Origin of the sequence: Cytobacillus horneckiae (genome assembly GCF_002835735.1) — a bacterium.
GTDB classification, from domain to species: domain Bacteria; phylum Bacillota; class Bacilli; order Bacillales; family Cytobacillaceae; genus Cytobacillus; species Cytobacillus horneckiae.
The window spans coordinates 1-17,665 of record NZ_PISD01000019.1 but is presented as its reverse complement, the minus strand read 5'-3'; the positions used below and the strand labels follow the sequence as shown (position 1 = coordinate 17,665).

Genomic DNA, 17,665 nt, shown 5'->3' with positions numbered 1-17,665 from the left:
AGCGTAACATAGAATATATGTTCTTGCAAAAGCTTATGTGCCAAAAAGAATATAAGAAAAAATTGCTAGCACTGGAAAAATGATAGCCATAACAAAATAGTTATTTTTAGAAAGCTTTCTATCTCTGTCACCAAGAATTTTCGCTAAAACCCATTCCAAACCGCGCATAAAAATAAAAATGAGGATGATGGCAACGATGATCTCTGTCCGGGCTAAATTCAATATATTCGGCAAAAAGATTGCTGCAACGAAGCCTATACAAAAGGCTAAAAATTCAGATAATGTACTTTTCGTTTTAATAAACCAATCTAGTATACTCACCTTTTCCCCCTATGTAGTGTTTTACTATTATTTTACATGATTATGTTTTTTGATGAAAGCCAATCTGTTTGATATAGTTCTTATATAAGTGGGTGAACACAGTTTCTCGTTTACCATTTTCAAAAGTTAAATCATGCTGGAGGTAGTATATTGTTACTTAATTCGTGACCCTACTGCCAGTCAGTTAGAAAAGGAGGTCATCATATGGCAGATCATCAATTTCATTTGAAAGCACATTGGCCAGGTTTAAGAAATGACGTAGGTGAAATTGAAAGCGGCCAATTAAAAACAAAGGTTTCTATTCCACCAGAGATGAATGGTCCAGGAGTCGGTACAAATCCTGATGAAATGCTGCTTGGAGCAGCAGCAACTTGTTATATCATCACTTTAGCAGCCATGATGGAAAGAAGCGGTCTCGAGAAAAAAGACTTATCGATGGATTCTATTGCAATAGTAAATGATTCGAATGGAGTAATTACATATAAAAAAATAATCCATAAACCAAAAATTGTGCTTTTAGATGGAGCAAGCGACAGGGAACATTCACTTGCGCTTAAGCTCGCCAGAAAAGCAGAAAGTTCGTGTATGATTTCCAGAGCCATACAAGGTAATGTTGAAATGGAGCTTCACGTAGAAATTATTTAAGGTAAACCATCAAGCCGATTGAAATGATTTCAATCGGCTTACTTGATTTTATGATACGGAAGTCTCTTGAATCCAGCGCTTTGTGACATCGACAAATTGTTTCGCTGCCGGCGATAGATTAAATCGAGCAGCAAGACCTAGCACCCTAAAGCTATCTTCTGTAAGCGGAATGGCGCTGCACCCTGAAGGCATTGATTCAAGCAGCATTTCCGGTAATATACTTACTCCGAGATTATGTGCAACCATAGATTTTATTGAATCCTCGGCCATCAGCTCAAACCGTATATTGGGCTCAATCCCCTTGCTCTCAAATAGGAATTTGACTTCATGATAGCCTCCATAGGTAGGCATAATAAAAGGAACGTTTTTTAATTGTTCTAATTCAATCATCGATTGCCGTGATAACGCATTTTCTTCCGACACAATACATAGTAAGCGGTCCTTTTTTAAGGGAATAATCTCAAAGTGATTAGAATGATCCACATTAATAAAACCACAATCGATTTTTCCGTTTAATAGCCAAGTTTCAATTTCAAAATAATCACCTTCTATAAGTTCAATTCTTATATGAGGGAACTCCTTCTCCATTTTATTAATGATTTCTGGCAACCATTTTGAAGAAACACTTGTAAATGTACCGATTTTAACCGTACCTTTTGTCAACCCTGTTATTTTCGCTGCTTCCTGCCTCAATTGCTCATCAAAATGCAATACCTTTCTAATATTTACTAAAATGACATAGCCATCATTTGTTAATGAGATGCCCCCTCTATTCCTATGTACAAGCGGAAAACCAAATTCCTTTTCAAGGTTAGCGATTGCATGACTGACGGCAGACTGTGTTAAACCAAGGCTTTCTGCAGTTTTAGTAAAGCTTCCAACTTCAGCTACTTTGCTAAATATTTCATATTTCACTAAGCTCATATTCTCTCCCCTTATATGAATTTTATTAATGTAAATTATGAAAAAGATTCGTTTTATTAATACTATGTTCTTGATTATAATACAAATGAAATAGATAAGGAATGGAGAATGACGAAATGAGTATGCGAGGAAAAGCAACGATATTACTAGTGATTGTCAATTTTTTTTGGGGGCTTTCCTATATATTTATGAAAATGGGTTTAGACACGCTGCAAACCTTTAATCTAGTAGCCTTACGATGCAGTATTGCATTTTTTGTTGCCGGATTCATTTTTTATAAATATCTATTTAACATAAACTTAAAAACTCTTATATCCTCGGCAATATTAGGATTTCTCTTGTTTTCAGTCTTCTCTTTTGTCACTTTTGGCTTAAGCATGACAAAAGCTTCCAATGCAGGATTCTTATTAAGCTTAACGATTGTCTTCGTGCCAATTATTCAAAGCATTCTTTTGCGTTCACTCCCTTCTTTACCGATTAGAGTTGGATTATTAATTACCATATCTGGAATTGGTGTAATGACATTGAATCGTACTTTCAGTTTAAATCCTGGCGACCTATTATGTATTTTATCAGCGCTAGCTTATGCCATTCATATTCTGGTTATAGAAAAAGTTACGAAACGCCATGAAGCACTAACTATCGGGATTCTTCAGTTGGGATTTGCCGGGGTGATTGCCTTCATTATGAGTTTTATATTCGAAACCCCATCATTGCCTTCCACTGCTCATTCATGGCTAGCTATTTTAGGGCTTGCTATTTTATGCAGTGCATTTGGTTTTATATGTCAGGCTGTCGCACAAAAGTATACATCACCTACACAAACAAGCCTTATGTTTTCGTTAGAGCCTATCTTCGCCGCACTCCTTGCCGTTATCATTCTCGGTGAAAGTTTTGGATTAAGAGATACCATAGGCGCAATGATTATTATCTCTGGTGTGCTGATTGCTACCTTGGCAAGCCAGCATCCTTATAAAGAAACAACATGATCGAATGATAAAAAGCTTGAAATACATAGCTTTTATGGCTAACTAATTTAATACTTTTCATTTAATACTCAAGCTATTAATTTTTGGTAAGATTCATTCCTGATACGCTATAGATAAACAGGCGATAAACCTTGCTATGTAAGAGTTTTTCGGCTGTTTTTTTATCATTATCTAAACTCAATAATGATTTTAGAATAATATGGAAATGCGTAAAGAAAATCAATTCTTTTTCAGTATTGTAGTTGTAAATCCCTTTGCTATTGATATTAATAATTTGTTTTTGTTTACATATTTTATACTAAAACAAATTTAAAAACTTACCTTAAGAAAACATAAACAAATTCCCCTTTGAAGCAGGAATTATGCAAAAGCTAGTGAAAAGAAATTTTTTGATTATGGAGGAAAATAATACTTGACTCATAAGAAAAGAAATTACAAAGTCTATAAATGCTCAAAAGAGCAAGAAAAAAGTTGCAGAGGGTGAAAATGATTATGAAAAACAATGTTCAAATATTGCCGATAATTGCTTCTATAGGGATTGGCGCAGCTGCCTATAGTATGATGACAGGACGAAGTGGGCAACTTCAAAATATGATGCCTCAGCTATCCAATTTAAACACTCAGAACGAAAATAGCAAAAATCCCCCATCTCAAACAGGACCAACAAGTCAATGATAACTTGATAAGGATAAAGCTGAGAAAGGAATGTTTCTTAGCTTTATCGCCAGTTTAGAATTAAAACAAATGACAAAACCATGAAAATCCTCTTTAAATGATTAACTACACTATTTGCCATTATGCTTTTCACAGGGATACAGCCGATCAAAAACGGCCCCCTGAAGACACACCTTATGATCAGCACAATGAGAATAACTGGAATGAAATGAAAATGATAACTTTAGTAATTCTGACCTTGAAGATCCAATAGAAAACACAATTGTTAAGATTGACAAGAACAATCAAGATGAAGAAAATTTGATGCAATTAATGAGTTTATCATAATGATTATGGTGAAGCTTAATGAAGAATATTTTGTAGCTATGGAGGAAAGTTAAGGATAAAAGGATGTTATCCAATTGATAGGACTTCTAATTGCCTGTCTTGCCTTTAATGCTATAGCTTTCACCACAAATAAGCGATTAACAAAAAACCAAATTATCCATATTTGGATGTTTACTATGGCTTTTCAATTAATTGTTGATCTGTTTATGGAACAAAAATATCAGGGCTATTGGTATTTTAGCAAGGATGTTGAATGGAAATCGATACCTGCTTTTACATTATTGATTCCTCCAGTGAATATAATTTTTATTAATTGGTATCCGTTTGACGCATCTTTTTATAAGCGAATACTATATGTCTCATTATGGGCTATAGCAATTACCTTTTATGAAAGCATCACCACATTGCCAGAACCATGGGGTTATTTTAATCATGGATGGTGGAAATTATGGTACTCAGCAGCGATTAACCCCTTTTTGCTCATGATTGTTGTTCTTTATTATAATTGGATAAGGAAAATGGAAAAAAACAATATATAAATCTTATTGGTATGTCCATCGGAAAACATCAAAGGTGATTTATCAAAGTTAGATAAGAGCGCCTCTAGGAGAAATCCCGGCCGCTTATTAGGTAATCTAATCCTACTTTTAATTTCCTTCTTAAATTTTTACATTTTTAAAAAGTGTAAAAGATTTGCAAATAATAAAAACACTGACTCAAAAAATAAAGGACTTGACCTTTTTTCTTTTGTTTTCAGGCACTGCTATTACTAAGCAACCCCCTTTGATCCACTTATTTCTTCTACACGAAATGAATCATAGAGCTGCATTAGTTAAGTTTGCAATAATAAGCACTTTGTGTGTGCTCTACAAGCTTATACGATTTACACAATGAATTTTTGTAAACAGACCTGCGCATTTTTTAAGCTGTGAATAGCTTAAGTTAGGAACGCGGGAGAAATGATTCTCTTTTATTTTCATAGATTATAGATTTTCTACTAGTTTGATGAAAGTATCCTTGTGATGAAGTGTAAAATTGTTCATGCAGGATACATCCTACATTTTAATTTTGTCACCTGTGTATTATAAGATGATTTTTCACCTGCATAGTCTTTTTCAAGATTTAAATAATATAGCTGCCCCTTTGCTGATAATTCTATTCTCTTTTCTAACTGCCTATAAATTAAAAGTTCGTTACTTGGAAATCATTTTCCACACGCTTTATAGAGGAGATTTTTTAATAGAAGAGAATTTATCATTATACAAAAAAAGGAGGCGATTTTGTGCTTGACCCTTCTGCACTGCCTGAATGGATTCAACCGCATTCTGTTAAGTGGTATGATCAATTAAGTCATTTGAATGGCCGGTATGCTTACCCTTGGCAATCTACTTATGAACTTCCTAATGGTGAAACGATATTTGACAGCAAAGTAAAAAAATTAATTGTTAACAAAGAGGTGATTGATATTGGCTGTGGCGACGGTTTTTACACCATTCAAAATGGTTTGTACGCAAAAAAAATAATCGGATTTGATATTACAAATACTTTTATTGAAAAAGCAGCTGAAAATAAAAGCGACCATATATCATTTATTCAAGGTGATTCAAAAGATGGGTTTCCTTTCAAAGACAGCTCATTTGATTTTGCCTATAACAGGAAGGGACCTACCTCATCCTATCCATTTCTAAAAAGGATATTAAGAGAGGGCGGAACTGTTTTAGGCCTACATCCAGGCGATGATTTGGGCAAAGAACTACCAAATATATTCCCTGGTTTTTTCCCTAAACTTTCAGGAACACCAATACTTGATAAACTAAATAAAGTGCTTTCTAAAAGTAAATTTCTAGATTACTCAATCCACACACACCATTCATTAGAATTTTTACATACGCCCATCGACGTAATCAAATATCGCTGCTTTGGCCAATCACCGCAAATGATTCAAGCTGTCATTGCGGAAAGCTTTCAGGAAGTTACTCATCTATTCGACCGTTATTCATCAAAAAAAGGCTTAGCAGTAACTTTTTCGCGATACATTGTCAATATTAAGGTGTAGCCTCCGTACTTTTTTAATGGCTCACCATAGACTACATGCCAATGAAGATGCTTAGAATCTTGATAGTTTCCGAGGTTAGTGAGGACGCGGGCTGCTCCATGCTCCTCGCTTACTTTTCATGCTACATATTTAATAACAGTAAATATTTCTAATAGCAGATTATCCTCCTGTATGGTTAGCAGAGAATCGATATGTTTTTTAGGAATGGTGACAATATGCACCGGATAGAACGGTTTTGTGTGGTAATAAGCCAATACATTCTCGGTCTCATATACTTTTTCTACTTCTGTTTTGCCACTCAGCACTTGTTCACAATAAAAATCCTCACTCATCATCTTGTTCCTCCTTTAATAATTCATTTAAATACCTTTCTCTATTTTCTAAAAAATAGCGTGTAATTTGATAATGATCACTTTCTTCATATCTTATAGAAGATATTTTTCCATGATCAAAACTTAATATATCTGCTCCAGGATAACCTAAAAGAATAGGTGAATGGGTGGCAATAATAAACTGGCATTCTTCTTTTTCTGCTAAATCATATAGCACACGTAAAAACGCAAGCTGTCTTGCAGGTGATAAAGCTGCTTCTGGCTCATCTAATAAATAGATGGCTTGTCCTTTAAAGCGATGTAAAAAAAGTGACAAAAAGGATTCGCCATGTGATTGATGATGCAATGACTTACCACCATAATCCCGAAAGCCCGTGGTATCTACCTCGTCTAAATGCGAAGAAAACTGGTAGAAAGATTCAGCACGCAAAAAGAAGCCATTTGTCACTTTTGGCATCCAAGATAATCGGATATAATCTCCTAGTGCCGAATCGGAAGCATGTACTTCATATGTATTATTCCGCCCGCCGCCAGCTGTATTAAATTCGCATTTATCAGCAATCGCTTCTAGCAAGGTGGATTTGCCTGATCCGTTTTCACCTACAAAAAAAGTAACGTTAGCAGCTATTTCTATTTCATCCATTGTCCTAATTGCAGGAATTGAAAATGGGTAGTCTTGCTGAGAAGGAATACGGTCATGCAGCTTTGTTACACGATTTAAAAACATATGCAATCACCTCTTAAACTGAATATTTGGATTGATTTCTACTAAAGATTGAATAAATTGCCCTTTGTTTATTGGAGATATGGCAGTAGTTTCATATTTTTGATAAATAATTTCAATTTTATTAATGGATAATGCAGGATCAATAAATGGATTTTTTGTTTCTCTTAAACTGTGAATTTCTATTATATTTATTTCCTTTTTGAATGGTCCGTAATGAATATGAAGCTTTTCTCCATTTATCGTGTATCCTGTTTTAAACCATATCCAAATAAGTATGCCTGATAAGGCAAGAGTAATGATTAATGAAAATATATGAGTTTGAAGAAAGAAAATTGGCGGCACGGACATCAATAAAATCATCATCCAATATACAGCAAAAAAGCCTGGTCCTTTTTTAGATCGGTAATACATATAATCCCTCCACTTATGCATATATTACCACTTATTACACTTCTACACTAAAATTAATGTCACTTTATATGGTAATATAAACATATCTTTCATCAATCGAAATAATAAAGTTAAAAGAAGGTCTTCATATGAATAAACAAAAGCTGCTAAGTCTTGTATTTGCTTTCTTGCTGGCTGCAACTGGCGGGCTTATTTTTCACCTATTACATATCCCGGTAGCCTGGCTCCTTGGCTCAATTGCGAGTATCATGATTTTTTCACTAATCACTAAGAAAGAATTGTATTGGCCACCTTTCCTTAGAAATTTAGGAATTGTCATTATAGGCTACTCAATGGGGCTATCTTTAACTAAAGAAGCGTTGATTTTTATCAGCCATCAGCTTCCTTCAATGTTTATCATGACGGTTCTCATTATTTTATTCAGTGCAATGACAGCTTTGCTCATCTCAAAATTTACTGGAATAAACTATCCATCTGTATTAATCGGCAGCATACCTGGCGGCCTCTCGCAAATGATGATTCTTGCAGAGGAAACAAAGGGTGTAAATGTCACTGTTGTTACTTTTCTGCAGGTGATTCGTTTAATTATGATTATCTTTCTCGTTCCAGTTCTTATTTTTGGACCGATTTTTGGAGAAAGTCAATCTTATGTGACAGAAGCCGCTGCACCCACTTGGAATGGGTTGTATCCAAATATTATACTCTTTATAATGACAGCCATTTTCCTTTCGATTATTTTTAAGAAGATGCAGGCGCCTACTCCCTTCTTGCTTGGACCTATTATTGGTACTGCTATCCTTGGGTTAATCGGATTCAATGGACCGGAACTGCCAATTGGATTGCTAGATCTATCACAAATTTTAATTGGGGTAAATATCGGCTTAATGATGCACCCAGAAAACTTAGATCATAAAGTAAGATTAATTGGCCTTGCCACTTTATTCAGTACACTGTTAATTTTTGGCTCTTTATTATTAAGTTACCTTTTAAGCACCTTCTTCCACTTCTCAGCAGCGACCAGCTTTCTAAGTTTGTCGCCTGGCGGAATGGATCAAATGGCAATTATTGCTCATGAAGTTGGTGCTGATTTATCTGTTATTACCGGATATCAATTATTTCGCCTTTTCTTTATTTTCTTTGCAGTACCTCCTCTCTTAAAATGGGTGTTTAAAACGACGAGTAAAGTAAGTCGTTCAAGTGAATAAATACCTTTCATTACTGTAAAGCTGTTATATTTATAATAAATCTTTTCAATAGGGGTGTATTTTTAATGAAAGTGATAGAAACTGAGAGATTAATCCTTCGTTGGTTATCAAATGATGATGCAGATTTTATTCTCAGCTTATTGAATGAACCTTCTTGGCTGCGATTCATTGGTGATAAAGGTGTGAGAACTTTAGAAGATGCTGAAGACTATATTTCAACAGGACCGATGGACATGTACACTCGATTAGGCTTTGGTTTGTACTTGATTGAATTAAAGGACGAAAGGATCCCAATTGGCATTTGCGGATTAATAAAAAGAGATTCTTTAGAGGATGTCGATATAGGCTTTGCTATGTTATCTAGCTTTCAATCGAAAGGTTACGGCTATGAGGCAGCATCTGCTACGTTGACGTATGGAATCGAACAGCTAAGTCTTAAACGGATAGTAGCTATCACATCTATGGACAATCATGCTTCTTCCAAGCTTCTTGAAAAGATTGGAATGAAATTCGAAGGAAACATTCTACTCGATAATGATTCTGAGGAGCTTAAATTATATGCTTATGATTGTTAATAAATGAATATATAGTCCATAAATACTTTAACTCTTTAAAACAGTATCCTGTGAGGATGCTGTTTTTTAGTTATGAGGCTTAAAATTCACTTGATGCTTACTCTAACAACATAATTACATTTATCCCATGTCTAATTTCACAGTCAGGCTGCTCTTCTATTTTCCGACGCATTTTTCAAAATTCGTTATAAAGTGCATGTTTTTGCGGAATAACGTCTTGTTTTGAGAGCTTTTGTCAGTTGGCAGGAAAATGAATGTAGTCTTGCTGAATAGCTATTTATAGAGATTTGTTAGTAGTTCGGAATCCCCTTCCGAAACATGAAAAATTACACTATGATGAAAGGGAGTTAATCATGAATCAATTTATGCAAGCATATACCATTAATGAGGTATCAAAAAAATTAAATGTTCCACCTGGCACGCTGAGACAATGGGAAAAAGATTTAAAAGGGATTCTCATTATTCCACGATCAAAAAATGGGGCCAGATTTTATACAGACGAAGAAATAAACCTCTTAAACACAGTCAAGGAAATGCGTAGTCAGAACTTAAGCCAAAAAATGATCCGCAATCTTCTTAAGCAGCATCTAGACACGCAAACGAACGATGTGGAAACAGATGGTACAAACGATTCCTCACTAGATCCTATACAGCAGAAGCAATCCCTTCAGCTGCAAGACAACAACTCAAGTTTGGAACAGATGATGGCTGCAATGGAAGCATTCAAAGAAAATCTACTTCATGAGATTAAAGAAGAAATAAGAACAGGTATCAAAAAAGAAGTGATTGAGGAAATGAAGAAAGAGATTTCGAAAAGTTCTGTTCATACTGTAAAAAGTTTATCAGACTCTATCTATAAATCCAATGAAAAAACGAAAGCAGAATTAAAAGAAATGACAGATGAATTTCAAAAATCTTCAAAACAAAGCTCCGATGCATTCGAAACGTTAGCAAAGCGGGTTGCGAAACAATCGAAGCGTACGACAGATCAAATTCATTATATTTCTAATAAAATTGAAGAATCTTCAGAAGCTTCATCCGAGGAATTCAAAACGATGATTCATTATATTTCCAGTTCTGCTGAATTAACAGGCACAGAGTTTAATGCAGAAATTAGTTCTTTAAAAGAAAGCATCAACGCAGATCGTAATATTTATTTTGAAACGTTGAAGAAAGAACACGAGGAATATTTACATCGTTTAAATGACCGGGAAGATGCCTTTCAAGATATGATTGTGTCATTCCGAAATGCAGCAGCTGCTAGTGAGAAAACTAAAATATGGTGGCAGTTTTGGAGATGATTATACACCTTGCTAAAGGGGCACTCTAAAGAGAGTGCGCCCGCTGCACGGTATCCTACAAATGATAAGGAGACATTTATAATGAAATCACAAAAGGATGTACATTCATTAAACGAATTGCTAATTATGATGGACTTAGATTATGACCGTGTGGACTTTCGACTGGATGAGCTTGAGTTGCAAATGGAGCACCTCCGTCGAAAGCTTGAAAAATTCGAAAACAAGATCCAAAAATTAGGTAATGATTTCGCAAAATAACTTGTAAGCAAAATGATCTGCCAGTTCAAATTGAATATACTCTATCCTGTTTCCACTGGATGTACTATTTCCATTTTTTTTGAGTATGCTCTGAAAAAAATATTTTCCGTTTTCATCTTTTGTTTGCCAACTATAGGTGATTGGGTTTGCATAAAGCCTATCAAACGGATCAATAGGTTTCTGTGTTTCTGCTGCTGCTGAATCAGCCAAAAACCTTATCCATTCATCAGGAACTGCTGCCAAATTCAGGACTATGATTATCAATTTCTGTTGTTAAAACAATTTGTGGATCGTATCTGACTTCCTTGTCGGATTGTGAAAAATACCGACCTGTTCTTTAGGGCGAATTCAATTGATTCGACCTTGTCCTTTGGTGACAAGTTCCAGACAAAAAATGCGGATGAAGCATCCGTCTTCCATAAAACGACGCCCCCTCCCTGCTGCCTATGGACAATATCCCAATTTCCAGTCAGCCAATTCCAATGTAATAACAGCATACTATATTCTTCATCAGTTGTTATGAAAGGTGTGAATAAATTTTTATTCTCTATGATGATTCGGTCTTGATTAATTTTTACATCTGTCATATTAATCGTTTCTGCCATCTCTCTTGTTAATTATGCTTCACTGGGTATCTTATTTTTCCCGATTTGAATATATGCGTAATAAGAAGAAATACCGATTATTAATCGTCCCGCAACAATGAAAAAAATAGTCCTTGGTCTCATTTTTTTCTCACCTCATCAAAAATCGACTCTTCTCCTGCTAAATAATACTGTTTTCCATTTGCCATCATAAGCAAACCTTTCTCATTATTCTCAACATAAATCATCATTTTAAGATTAGACCCCATTTTAGGTTCCGTACCACTTACTATGTAAGTAAACTGTTCACCCTCTGTGTCCTCATTTAAAGCAGGTGCGTAATACCAAGACTCTAAATCATGATTTTCGAGTTCAAAATTTTTTATCACTGCTGAAACATTGCTTTTTAACTTTCTTTTGTCCAAAAGGTGACCGGTGATGTTTTAGGATAAATGAATGCAGGCCAATATTAAGCAGTAATAATGCTGCAAACAAATAAGTAGAAAAAAAATCCCAGCCGTGCGAAATACCGATAAGTTGACCAATTTCCTTTTCTCGTAAAAATATAGATAAGCCACACTCCTAGTGGAAGAATAGCAATTTTAAACTCCTCATTAAAAATGAAAAAGTCCCCACTCACAATACGATGATAATTTTGAATAATCTTGGTTTAATCTTCAACTTTTTATTGCGTTTTGTACTTAGTAACCCCATCACGAATCATCCGATGCAGACGAGAAAAACATGTATGAAATCAATAGAATTTAACAATTGATTGCCTGCTCCCTTTCGCAGTTTAGCATGGAATGTTAAGGTATTTTAGGATAAAATATGGTTATATATGATTGAAGGGATGAAATAACTTGTTAAACATCGGTGATATTATTTTTCAGCTACTGTCTCTCGTAATCCTTGTCGGCGTTATTTATTTTTTCGTGAGCATGATACGTACACAAAAGCGTTCACGGCGCAGCAACCAATCGCTTGATAAAAAGCTTGATAAAATTATAGACTTATTGGAAGAACAGCAAAAGAGATAACATAATGGAGAGTAAGAAATGCGGCAGACAATAATTATAATCATTGGAATTTGTTTTCTCTTAACTGGGTGTACTGGAGATACAACAAACCAGTCTATAAAACCTCGTTCACTAGAAAATAATAGTAATTTGCAAGCTCACTTTATTAATGTCGGACAAGCTGATAGCACACTTCTTCAGTTCTCAGATAGCGAAAAAGAATATAATATTCTAATAGATGCGGGTGATTTTAACAGCAATGAGGTCATAGAATACTTACAGGAGCAGAACATTCAACACTTAGATCTCGCCATCGGTACACACCCGGATGCAGACCACATTGGCCAACTCGATAAAGTAATTGAGTTTGTAGACGTTTATGAGGTTTGGTTATCAGGAAACTTAAGCACTTCTAAAGTTTTTCAGCGCGTTTTAGAAGCAATTGATCATTACGAAGTGGATTATTATGAGCCCCGTGCTGGAGAAGAGTTCGAGATTGGCCCACTTAGGATTGAAGTACTTTATCCAGAAAAAATAACGGGTAATACTAATGAAGAGTCTATTTCCATGAAGCTTTCCTATGATGAGATCAATTTCATATTTACAGGAGATGCCAGTAAAAGCAATGAAATGGAAATGATTCAGGCCGGATTTGATTTAAACGCCGAAATTCTTCATCTTGGCCACCATGGTTCTGCCACTTCAACGAGCGAGGATTTTCTCAATCACGTAAATCCCGAGGTTGCAATTTATAGTGCTGGAAAAGATAATTCTTATGGTCATCCTGATAAGGAAGTCATATCTGCAGTTAAAAACAGAGACATTTCTTTATACGGAACTGACGTTGATGGGACAATCATTATTCACACAAATGGAAATACATTTGAAGTCGAAACTATGCCAAGTGATACTGACTCTGAAACTCAAGTTGAAGAGGCAAGCAGTTGTATCAATATTAATAGAGCGAGTGTAGATGAACTTCAAAATATTATTCATATTGGTAAAGACCGGGCAAAACAGCTCATTGAACAGCGTCCATACGTTTCGTTAAATGACTTAGAGAAAATAAACGGCATTGGCGAGGCAAGAATGGCAGATATACTTGATGAAGGTCTAGCCTGCTTAGGAGGTTGATTAACTTTGTACAGCGCTTATTTTGATCGCAAAGAAGGAAATCAAGCAGTTATTTTAATAGAATCCTTAAAAAAGCAAATTACAGTTCATGCGGAAAAATTACCAGAAGATTGTTTCCCTGGTACTTGGCTTAAGATTGAATTGCAAGATGGTCAGCCTTCTCACATCCATATTGACAAAGATAAAACAGAGAAAGAGCAAGCGAAAACCGCCGGCCTGCTTGCAAAGCTGCAATCAAAAAAAGGAAAAAGCAACTATAAAAAATAAAGCTTTGTTTAAGCCTTCAAACTAATATAAGCGTATTCAATTGTCATTTCGAATACGCTTATTTTTTTCGATATGAAAATAAATTTTAATTTATTTTTGCAAAAGCTACAAGTGTTCCTTTATCACAAGAGATAAAACCGTTCTTTTCGTAAAAATGGCGTACATCCGGGGCTTCTTCTGTTAATAATACTTTTTGACGAACATCCTTATATTTCTTTACAACAAGTTGCATCATTTCCGTCGCAATGCCGCGATTTTGATAACTATTTAACACTAAAATGTCCTGTATATACAAAATAGTTAAACCATCGCCAACAACACGGATTAACCCAATCAGTTGATCGCCTTCCCATGCAGTTAGGACAAATAAAGAGTTTACTAACGCTTGCTGTAATTGACTTAAATCTTTGGTGTAGGCATTCCATTGCACATCTTCATACAGCGCTTTTAAAAGTTGTTTATCAATTTTCTTTCCTTCCTTGAACGCAACATTCATTATTTCCCCCTCCCTCTGCAATAAATCTCCTATATGGACTTTTAATTCTATCATTATCACTAAATACCTTGTTCTCGCTATACAGATTTAAAAATTAAAAACGGATCACATGTGATCCGTTATAATTAAATATCTATATTTTTCCCATAATATATCTCATCAATTTCCTTTTGTATGCGTTCAGCAATTTCCTTTGCCTCTTCATGAGTTAGTGAATCTTTCGTATAGCCGAATAAATATTGATCTAAGTCAAATTCTTTAATTTTACACTTCGTATGGAATGTATGAGCCTGATATATATTCACATCTATCATATCGTATTCATCCTGCACTTCTTCAGGAATGTAATTTTGAATCGAGCTGATATCATGATCGATATAGAGCTTTTTTCCTTCCTTATCGCGCGTAAAACCGCGAACGCGGTAATCAATCGTCATAATATCCGTATCAAAGGAATGGATTAAATAGTTTAATGCTTTTAATGGAGAAATCTCTCCACAAGTTGACACATCAATATCAGCGCGAAATGTACTTATCCCTTCAGAAGGATGGTATTCCGGATAAGTATGAACGGTAATATGGCTTTTATCCAGCTGCATAACAACGGATTCCGGCAACGGACCGGGACTTTCCTCAAATGATTCCGTAGGCACCTCAACAATAGGGCCTTCAGATATTAGATAAGTAACACTAGCTCCTTGCGGTACATAATCTTGTTGAGCAACATTCAATACATGTGCACCGATAATATCAGTGACCGCCTTTAAAATTTTCGTTAGCCGTTCTGCGCTATATTCCTCATCAATATATTCTATATATGCCTCCCTTTCCTCTTTCGTTTTTGTGTAGCAAATATCATACATATTAAAGCTCAGCGATTTTGTCAGATTATTAAAGCCATGCAATTCAATTGTATTTTCTGATGTAGAACTCATCTATATTCCCCCTTGTAAACAATCATCTTCTCATTATCATACCCTTCCTTTTCTGCAAAAAAACAAGCGCTTTTTTTATTGGGTAAAAAAGGATGATGCAAAAGGATTGTCCCTAATGTTTAACAATCCTATAATGTAGGAAATAAAGAGTAATATAAAAGGTATGAAAGGAACCAACAATTGAAAAAGTTTCTATTATTGATACTCATCGGTTTTGTCGTTTATATTTCTTGGCCAACAATTAATGAAGCAATTAATGAAAAAGCAGAAGGAACAGCTATACAGCAATTCAAATCAGACATACAAGACACAGATTTCCAATCTATTGCACAAACGATTGCGACTGGATTTAACAGTTTCATTATGGACGTGGAGCAGTTGATTAAAGATCGCCCTGCTAATGAAACAGAAACAGAGCGCATTGAGAAACCTGAATTAACTACGCCTGATGAAAAATCAATATCTGTATATAATTTAGAAATTGGTGATAAACGTTCAGACGTTGAAGAAACGATTGGTCACCCGCAGCGTTCTACGCGAAATGAATACGGGACTACATGGCATGCCTATCATGAAAATTATCAGCGTTTCATTATGGTTTCTTATGACGAGAATGAGATAGTCAATGGATTATATACAAACCAAGATTTAATTTCTTCTAGCAATGGCATCAAGTATGGATTAACTAAAGCTGAAGTCGCAAATATCCTTGGCGAGCCGCTGGCCAGTATCCGAAAAGGATTAACCTATTATCAGTTTGCGTCAGATAGCGATTATGATGTATTTGAATTAGATGGCAGCTATGTGACTGTTTTTTATGATGTTCACAAGAACAATACGATCACATCCATTCAAATACTTGCCGAAGAAATGGAACAGAATAAAGCAGGTTTTTATGGAGAGCCAACACAAGAATTAAAAGAAGGGTTCGAATTTCAGTTATTCGACTTAGCCAACGCAGAACGAGTCAATCATCAAATTCCTGTAATGACATGGGATGATCCTGTTAGAGAAACAGCCCGTGAACATAGTGCCGATATGGCGGCCTATAATTATTTCAGCCATGACAATCTTGAGGGCCAGTCACCTTTTGACCGGATGAAAAGCGATGATATTCGCTTCAGAACTGCTGGAGAAAATCTAGCATATGGTCAATTCAGCAGCATTTTTGCCCATGAAGGTTTAATGAATTCTGAAGGGCACAGAAAAAATATTCTCAAAAAAGACTATCAATTATTAGGCGTTGGCGTCGCATTTAATGATACGAACCAGCCATATTTCACACAAAACTTTTATACAAAATAAGAATGCGGAGACAATCGTCTCCGCATTTTTTTTATAAACGAAAATTAATTAATAGGCTAATCATTTTTATCTTCGTGAGTTAATTGCTAAAATAAACAAAGAGTATAAGAAATTTTTTAGAAAGTAGCTGATCGCAAATGTCAAATATTAAATATTCAGTTTTAGATTTATCCCCGATATTACAAGGTGGTTCACCAGCAGAATCATTGCAAAATACATTAGATTTGGCGAAACATGTTGAAAAATTGGGCTATACTCGCTTTTGGCTGGCTGAGCATCATAATATGCCCGGTATTGCAAGTTCTGCAACATCAGTTGTCATCGGTCATGTTGCAGCAGGTACGACTTCGATTCGTGTTGGTTCAGGAGGAGTCATGCTGCCAAACCACTCCTCTTTGGTGATTGCAGAACAATTCGGTACTTTGGAATCGTTATTCCCTGGCCGCATCGATCTCGGTCTTGGACGTGCGCCTGGAACTGACCAATTAACAGCAATGGCTTTAAGAAGAACACGAAGAACAGATGCGCAAGATTTCCCTGAACAATTGGAAGAATTGCGCACATATTTTGATCCATCACGAGCGGAAAATCCACTTCCTGTCCGAGCGATTCCAGGTGAGGGATTAACTATACCGATATGGCTATTAGGTTCCAGCGGCTATAGTGCACAATTAGCTGGCGAGCTCGGCCTTCCATTCTCATTTGCCAGCCATTTTTCACCAGATAATACGCTGCCTGCGATTGATTTGTATCACCGTAGTTTTCGCCCTTCTGAAGTGTTAAGTGAGCCTTATGTAATGGTCGGTGTCAATGTAATTGCTGCTGACACGGATGAACGCGCTAAATACCTTGCAACATCTATGCAGCAATCATTTTTAGGCATGATTCGCAACAAAAGAGACGGTTTAAAACCGCCTGTAAATAATATGGATGAGTTATGGACGCCATATGAGAAAACAATGCTTCAACAACAGCTTGGGTCTTCTATTATTGGCGGCCGGAAAATCGTTAAAGACAAACTGGAAGAATTTATTGCAGAAACAGGCGCAAATGAATTGATTGTAAATGGTCAAATATATGATCATGAAGAACGCAAGCATTCCTTTGAAATTGTATCTGAAGTAATAACAGAATGTTAAACCTAACCGAATGCCGGTCATGAACTGCACCCCAATTGTT

Annotated in this window: 23 protein-coding genes and 1 pseudogene; 14 read left to right on the top strand and 10 right to left on the bottom strand. The window is 35.6% G+C overall.

Annotation, left to right across the window (positions count from 1 at the left end; all coding sequences use genetic code 11):
* Positions 1-33 precede the first annotated feature (33 nt).
* Positions 34-321 carry a hypothetical protein gene (locus tag CWS20_RS09835; protein ID WP_066198830.1) on the bottom strand — a complete coding sequence of 96 codons (288 nt, stop codon included), beginning with the start codon at positions 319-321 and terminating at the stop codon, positions 34-36.
* A 204-nt stretch (positions 322-525) separates the two neighbouring features.
* Between CWS20_RS09835 and CWS20_RS09830 the strand changes: the two genes are divergently transcribed.
* Positions 526-966: an OsmC family protein gene (locus tag CWS20_RS09830; RefSeq protein WP_066198833.1), complete on the top strand. Its 441-nt coding sequence runs from the start codon at positions 526-528 to the stop codon at positions 964-966.
* A 48-nt stretch (positions 967-1,014) separates the two neighbouring features.
* Here the strand turns inward: CWS20_RS09830 and CWS20_RS09825 are convergent, their stop codons facing one another.
* On the bottom strand, positions 1,015-1,890 hold the full coding sequence (locus CWS20_RS09825; RefSeq protein ID WP_066198837.1) for a LysR family transcriptional regulator: 876 nt from the start codon (positions 1,888-1,890) through the stop codon (positions 1,015-1,017).
* A gap of 116 nt (positions 1,891-2,006) precedes the next feature.
* Here CWS20_RS09825 and CWS20_RS09820 point away from each other — a divergent pair, with 116 nt between their 5' ends.
* From CWS20_RS09820 to CWS20_RS09805, 4 genes are all read left to right on the top strand, one after another.
* A complete protein-coding gene (locus tag CWS20_RS09820) occupies positions 2,007-2,879 on the top strand; it encodes a DMT family transporter (RefSeq protein WP_066198840.1) in 873 nt (290 codons plus the stop codon).
* A gap of 492 nt (positions 2,880-3,371) precedes the next feature.
* Complete coding sequence (locus CWS20_RS09815; protein WP_066198843.1) at positions 3,372-3,554, top strand: hypothetical protein; 183 nt, start codon at positions 3,372-3,374, stop codon at positions 3,552-3,554.
* A 401-nt stretch (positions 3,555-3,955) separates the two neighbouring features.
* Positions 3,956-4,420, top strand: coding sequence for a hypothetical protein (locus CWS20_RS09810; protein ID WP_066198846.1), 465 nt, complete (start codon positions 3,956-3,958; stop codon positions 4,418-4,420).
* A gap of 743 nt (positions 4,421-5,163) precedes the next feature.
* Complete coding sequence (locus CWS20_RS09805; protein WP_066198849.1) at positions 5,164-5,937, top strand: class I SAM-dependent methyltransferase; 774 nt, start codon at positions 5,164-5,166, stop codon at positions 5,935-5,937.
* An 11-nt stretch (positions 5,938-5,948) separates the two neighbouring features.
* Here CWS20_RS09805 and CWS20_RS09800 read toward each other — a convergent pair.
* From CWS20_RS09800 to CWS20_RS09790, 3 genes and pseudogenes are all read right to left on the bottom strand, one after another.
* A pseudogene (locus CWS20_RS09800) lies at positions 5,949-6,272 on the bottom strand (HIT family protein); the annotation flags it as partial.
* A complete protein-coding gene (locus CWS20_RS09795; protein WP_066198852.1) occupies positions 6,262-6,996 on the bottom strand; it encodes an AAA family ATPase in 735 nt (244 codons plus the stop codon). The pseudogene CWS20_RS09800 and the gene CWS20_RS09795, both read right to left, overlap by 11 nt.
* A gap of 6 nt (positions 6,997-7,002) precedes the next feature.
* Positions 7,003-7,407 (bottom strand): PH domain-containing protein, encoded by a 405-nt coding sequence (locus CWS20_RS09790; protein ID WP_066198855.1) that lies wholly within the window; start codon positions 7,405-7,407, stop codon positions 7,003-7,005.
* A gap of 128 nt (positions 7,408-7,535) precedes the next feature.
* On the opposite strand from CWS20_RS09790, the gene CWS20_RS09785 reads away from it, so the two are divergent.
* From CWS20_RS09785 to CWS20_RS27950, 4 genes are all read left to right on the top strand, one after another.
* Positions 7,536-8,612, top strand: coding sequence for an AbrB family transcriptional regulator (locus CWS20_RS09785; RefSeq protein WP_066198861.1), 1,077 nt, complete (start codon positions 7,536-7,538; stop codon positions 8,610-8,612).
* Between the two features lie 65 nt (positions 8,613-8,677).
* Positions 8,678-9,187: a GNAT family N-acetyltransferase gene (locus tag CWS20_RS09780; RefSeq protein WP_066198864.1), complete on the top strand. Its 510-nt coding sequence runs from the start codon at positions 8,678-8,680 to the stop codon at positions 9,185-9,187.
* A gap of 353 nt (positions 9,188-9,540) precedes the next feature.
* Complete coding sequence (locus CWS20_RS09775) at positions 9,541-10,488, top strand: MerR family transcriptional regulator (RefSeq protein WP_241504162.1); 948 nt, start codon at positions 9,541-9,543, stop codon at positions 10,486-10,488.
* A gap of 81 nt (positions 10,489-10,569) precedes the next feature.
* Complete coding sequence (locus tag CWS20_RS27950) at positions 10,570-10,746, top strand: hypothetical protein (RefSeq protein ID WP_157090544.1); 177 nt, start codon at positions 10,570-10,572, stop codon at positions 10,744-10,746.
* On the opposite strand, the gene CWS20_RS09770 is transcribed toward CWS20_RS27950, so the two are convergent.
* From CWS20_RS09770 to CWS20_RS09760, 3 genes are all read right to left on the bottom strand, one after another.
* Positions 10,723-10,956, bottom strand: coding sequence for a hypothetical protein (locus CWS20_RS09770; protein WP_066198867.1), 234 nt, complete (start codon positions 10,954-10,956; stop codon positions 10,723-10,725). The genes CWS20_RS27950 and CWS20_RS09770 overlap by 24 nt on opposite strands.
* A 50-nt stretch (positions 10,957-11,006) precedes the next feature.
* On the bottom strand, positions 11,007-11,351 hold the full coding sequence (locus tag CWS20_RS09765; RefSeq protein WP_066198870.1) for a hypothetical protein: 345 nt from the start codon (positions 11,349-11,351) through the stop codon (positions 11,007-11,009).
* 119 nt (positions 11,352-11,470) lie between these two features.
* Positions 11,471-11,755: a hypothetical protein gene (locus CWS20_RS09760; protein WP_066198872.1), complete on the bottom strand. Its 285-nt coding sequence runs from the start codon at positions 11,753-11,755 to the stop codon at positions 11,471-11,473.
* Between the two features lie 438 nt (positions 11,756-12,193).
* Between CWS20_RS09760 and CWS20_RS09755 the strand changes: the two genes are divergently transcribed.
* From CWS20_RS09755 to CWS20_RS09745, 3 genes are read left to right on the top strand one after another with little or no spacing between them, the layout of a single operon-like run.
* Positions 12,194-12,370: a DUF4083 family protein gene (locus tag CWS20_RS09755; RefSeq protein ID WP_083957410.1), complete on the top strand. Its 177-nt coding sequence runs from the start codon at positions 12,194-12,196 to the stop codon at positions 12,368-12,370.
* An 18-nt stretch (positions 12,371-12,388) separates the two neighbouring features.
* Positions 12,389-13,483 (top strand): MBL fold metallo-hydrolase, encoded by a 1,095-nt coding sequence (locus CWS20_RS09750; RefSeq protein WP_066198877.1) that lies wholly within the window; start codon positions 12,389-12,391, stop codon positions 13,481-13,483.
* 6 nt (positions 13,484-13,489) lie between these two features.
* Positions 13,490-13,750 (top strand): DUF3006 domain-containing protein, encoded by a 261-nt coding sequence (locus CWS20_RS09745; RefSeq protein WP_066198879.1) that lies wholly within the window; start codon positions 13,490-13,492, stop codon positions 13,748-13,750.
* An 85-nt stretch (positions 13,751-13,835) separates the two neighbouring features.
* Here the strand turns inward: CWS20_RS09745 and CWS20_RS09740 are convergent, their stop codons facing one another.
* Positions 13,836-14,246 (bottom strand): GNAT family N-acetyltransferase, encoded by a 411-nt coding sequence (locus CWS20_RS09740; RefSeq protein WP_066198882.1) that lies wholly within the window; start codon positions 14,244-14,246, stop codon positions 13,836-13,838.
* Positions 14,247-14,371: 125 nt separating this feature from the next.
* Positions 14,372-15,181 carry an adenosylmethionine decarboxylase gene (gene speD / locus CWS20_RS09735; RefSeq protein ID WP_066198889.1) on the bottom strand — a complete coding sequence of 270 codons (810 nt, stop codon included), beginning with the start codon at positions 15,179-15,181 and terminating at the stop codon, positions 14,372-14,374.
* 180 nt (positions 15,182-15,361) lie between these two features.
* On the opposite strand from speD, the gene CWS20_RS09730 reads away from it, so the two are divergent.
* Together CWS20_RS09730 and CWS20_RS09725 are read left to right on the top strand one after the other, a co-directional pair.
* Positions 15,362-16,486, top strand: a complete 1,125-nt coding sequence (locus tag CWS20_RS09730; RefSeq protein ID WP_066198891.1) for a CAP domain-containing protein — start codon at positions 15,362-15,364, stop codon at positions 16,484-16,486.
* A 137-nt stretch (positions 16,487-16,623) separates the two neighbouring features.
* The gene (locus CWS20_RS09725) at positions 16,624-17,625 is read left to right on the top strand and encodes an LLM class flavin-dependent oxidoreductase (protein WP_066198893.1); all 1,002 of its coding nucleotides are present in this window, start codon (positions 16,624-16,626) and stop codon (positions 17,623-17,625) included.
* The last annotated feature ends 40 nt before the right edge of the window (positions 17,626-17,665 follow it).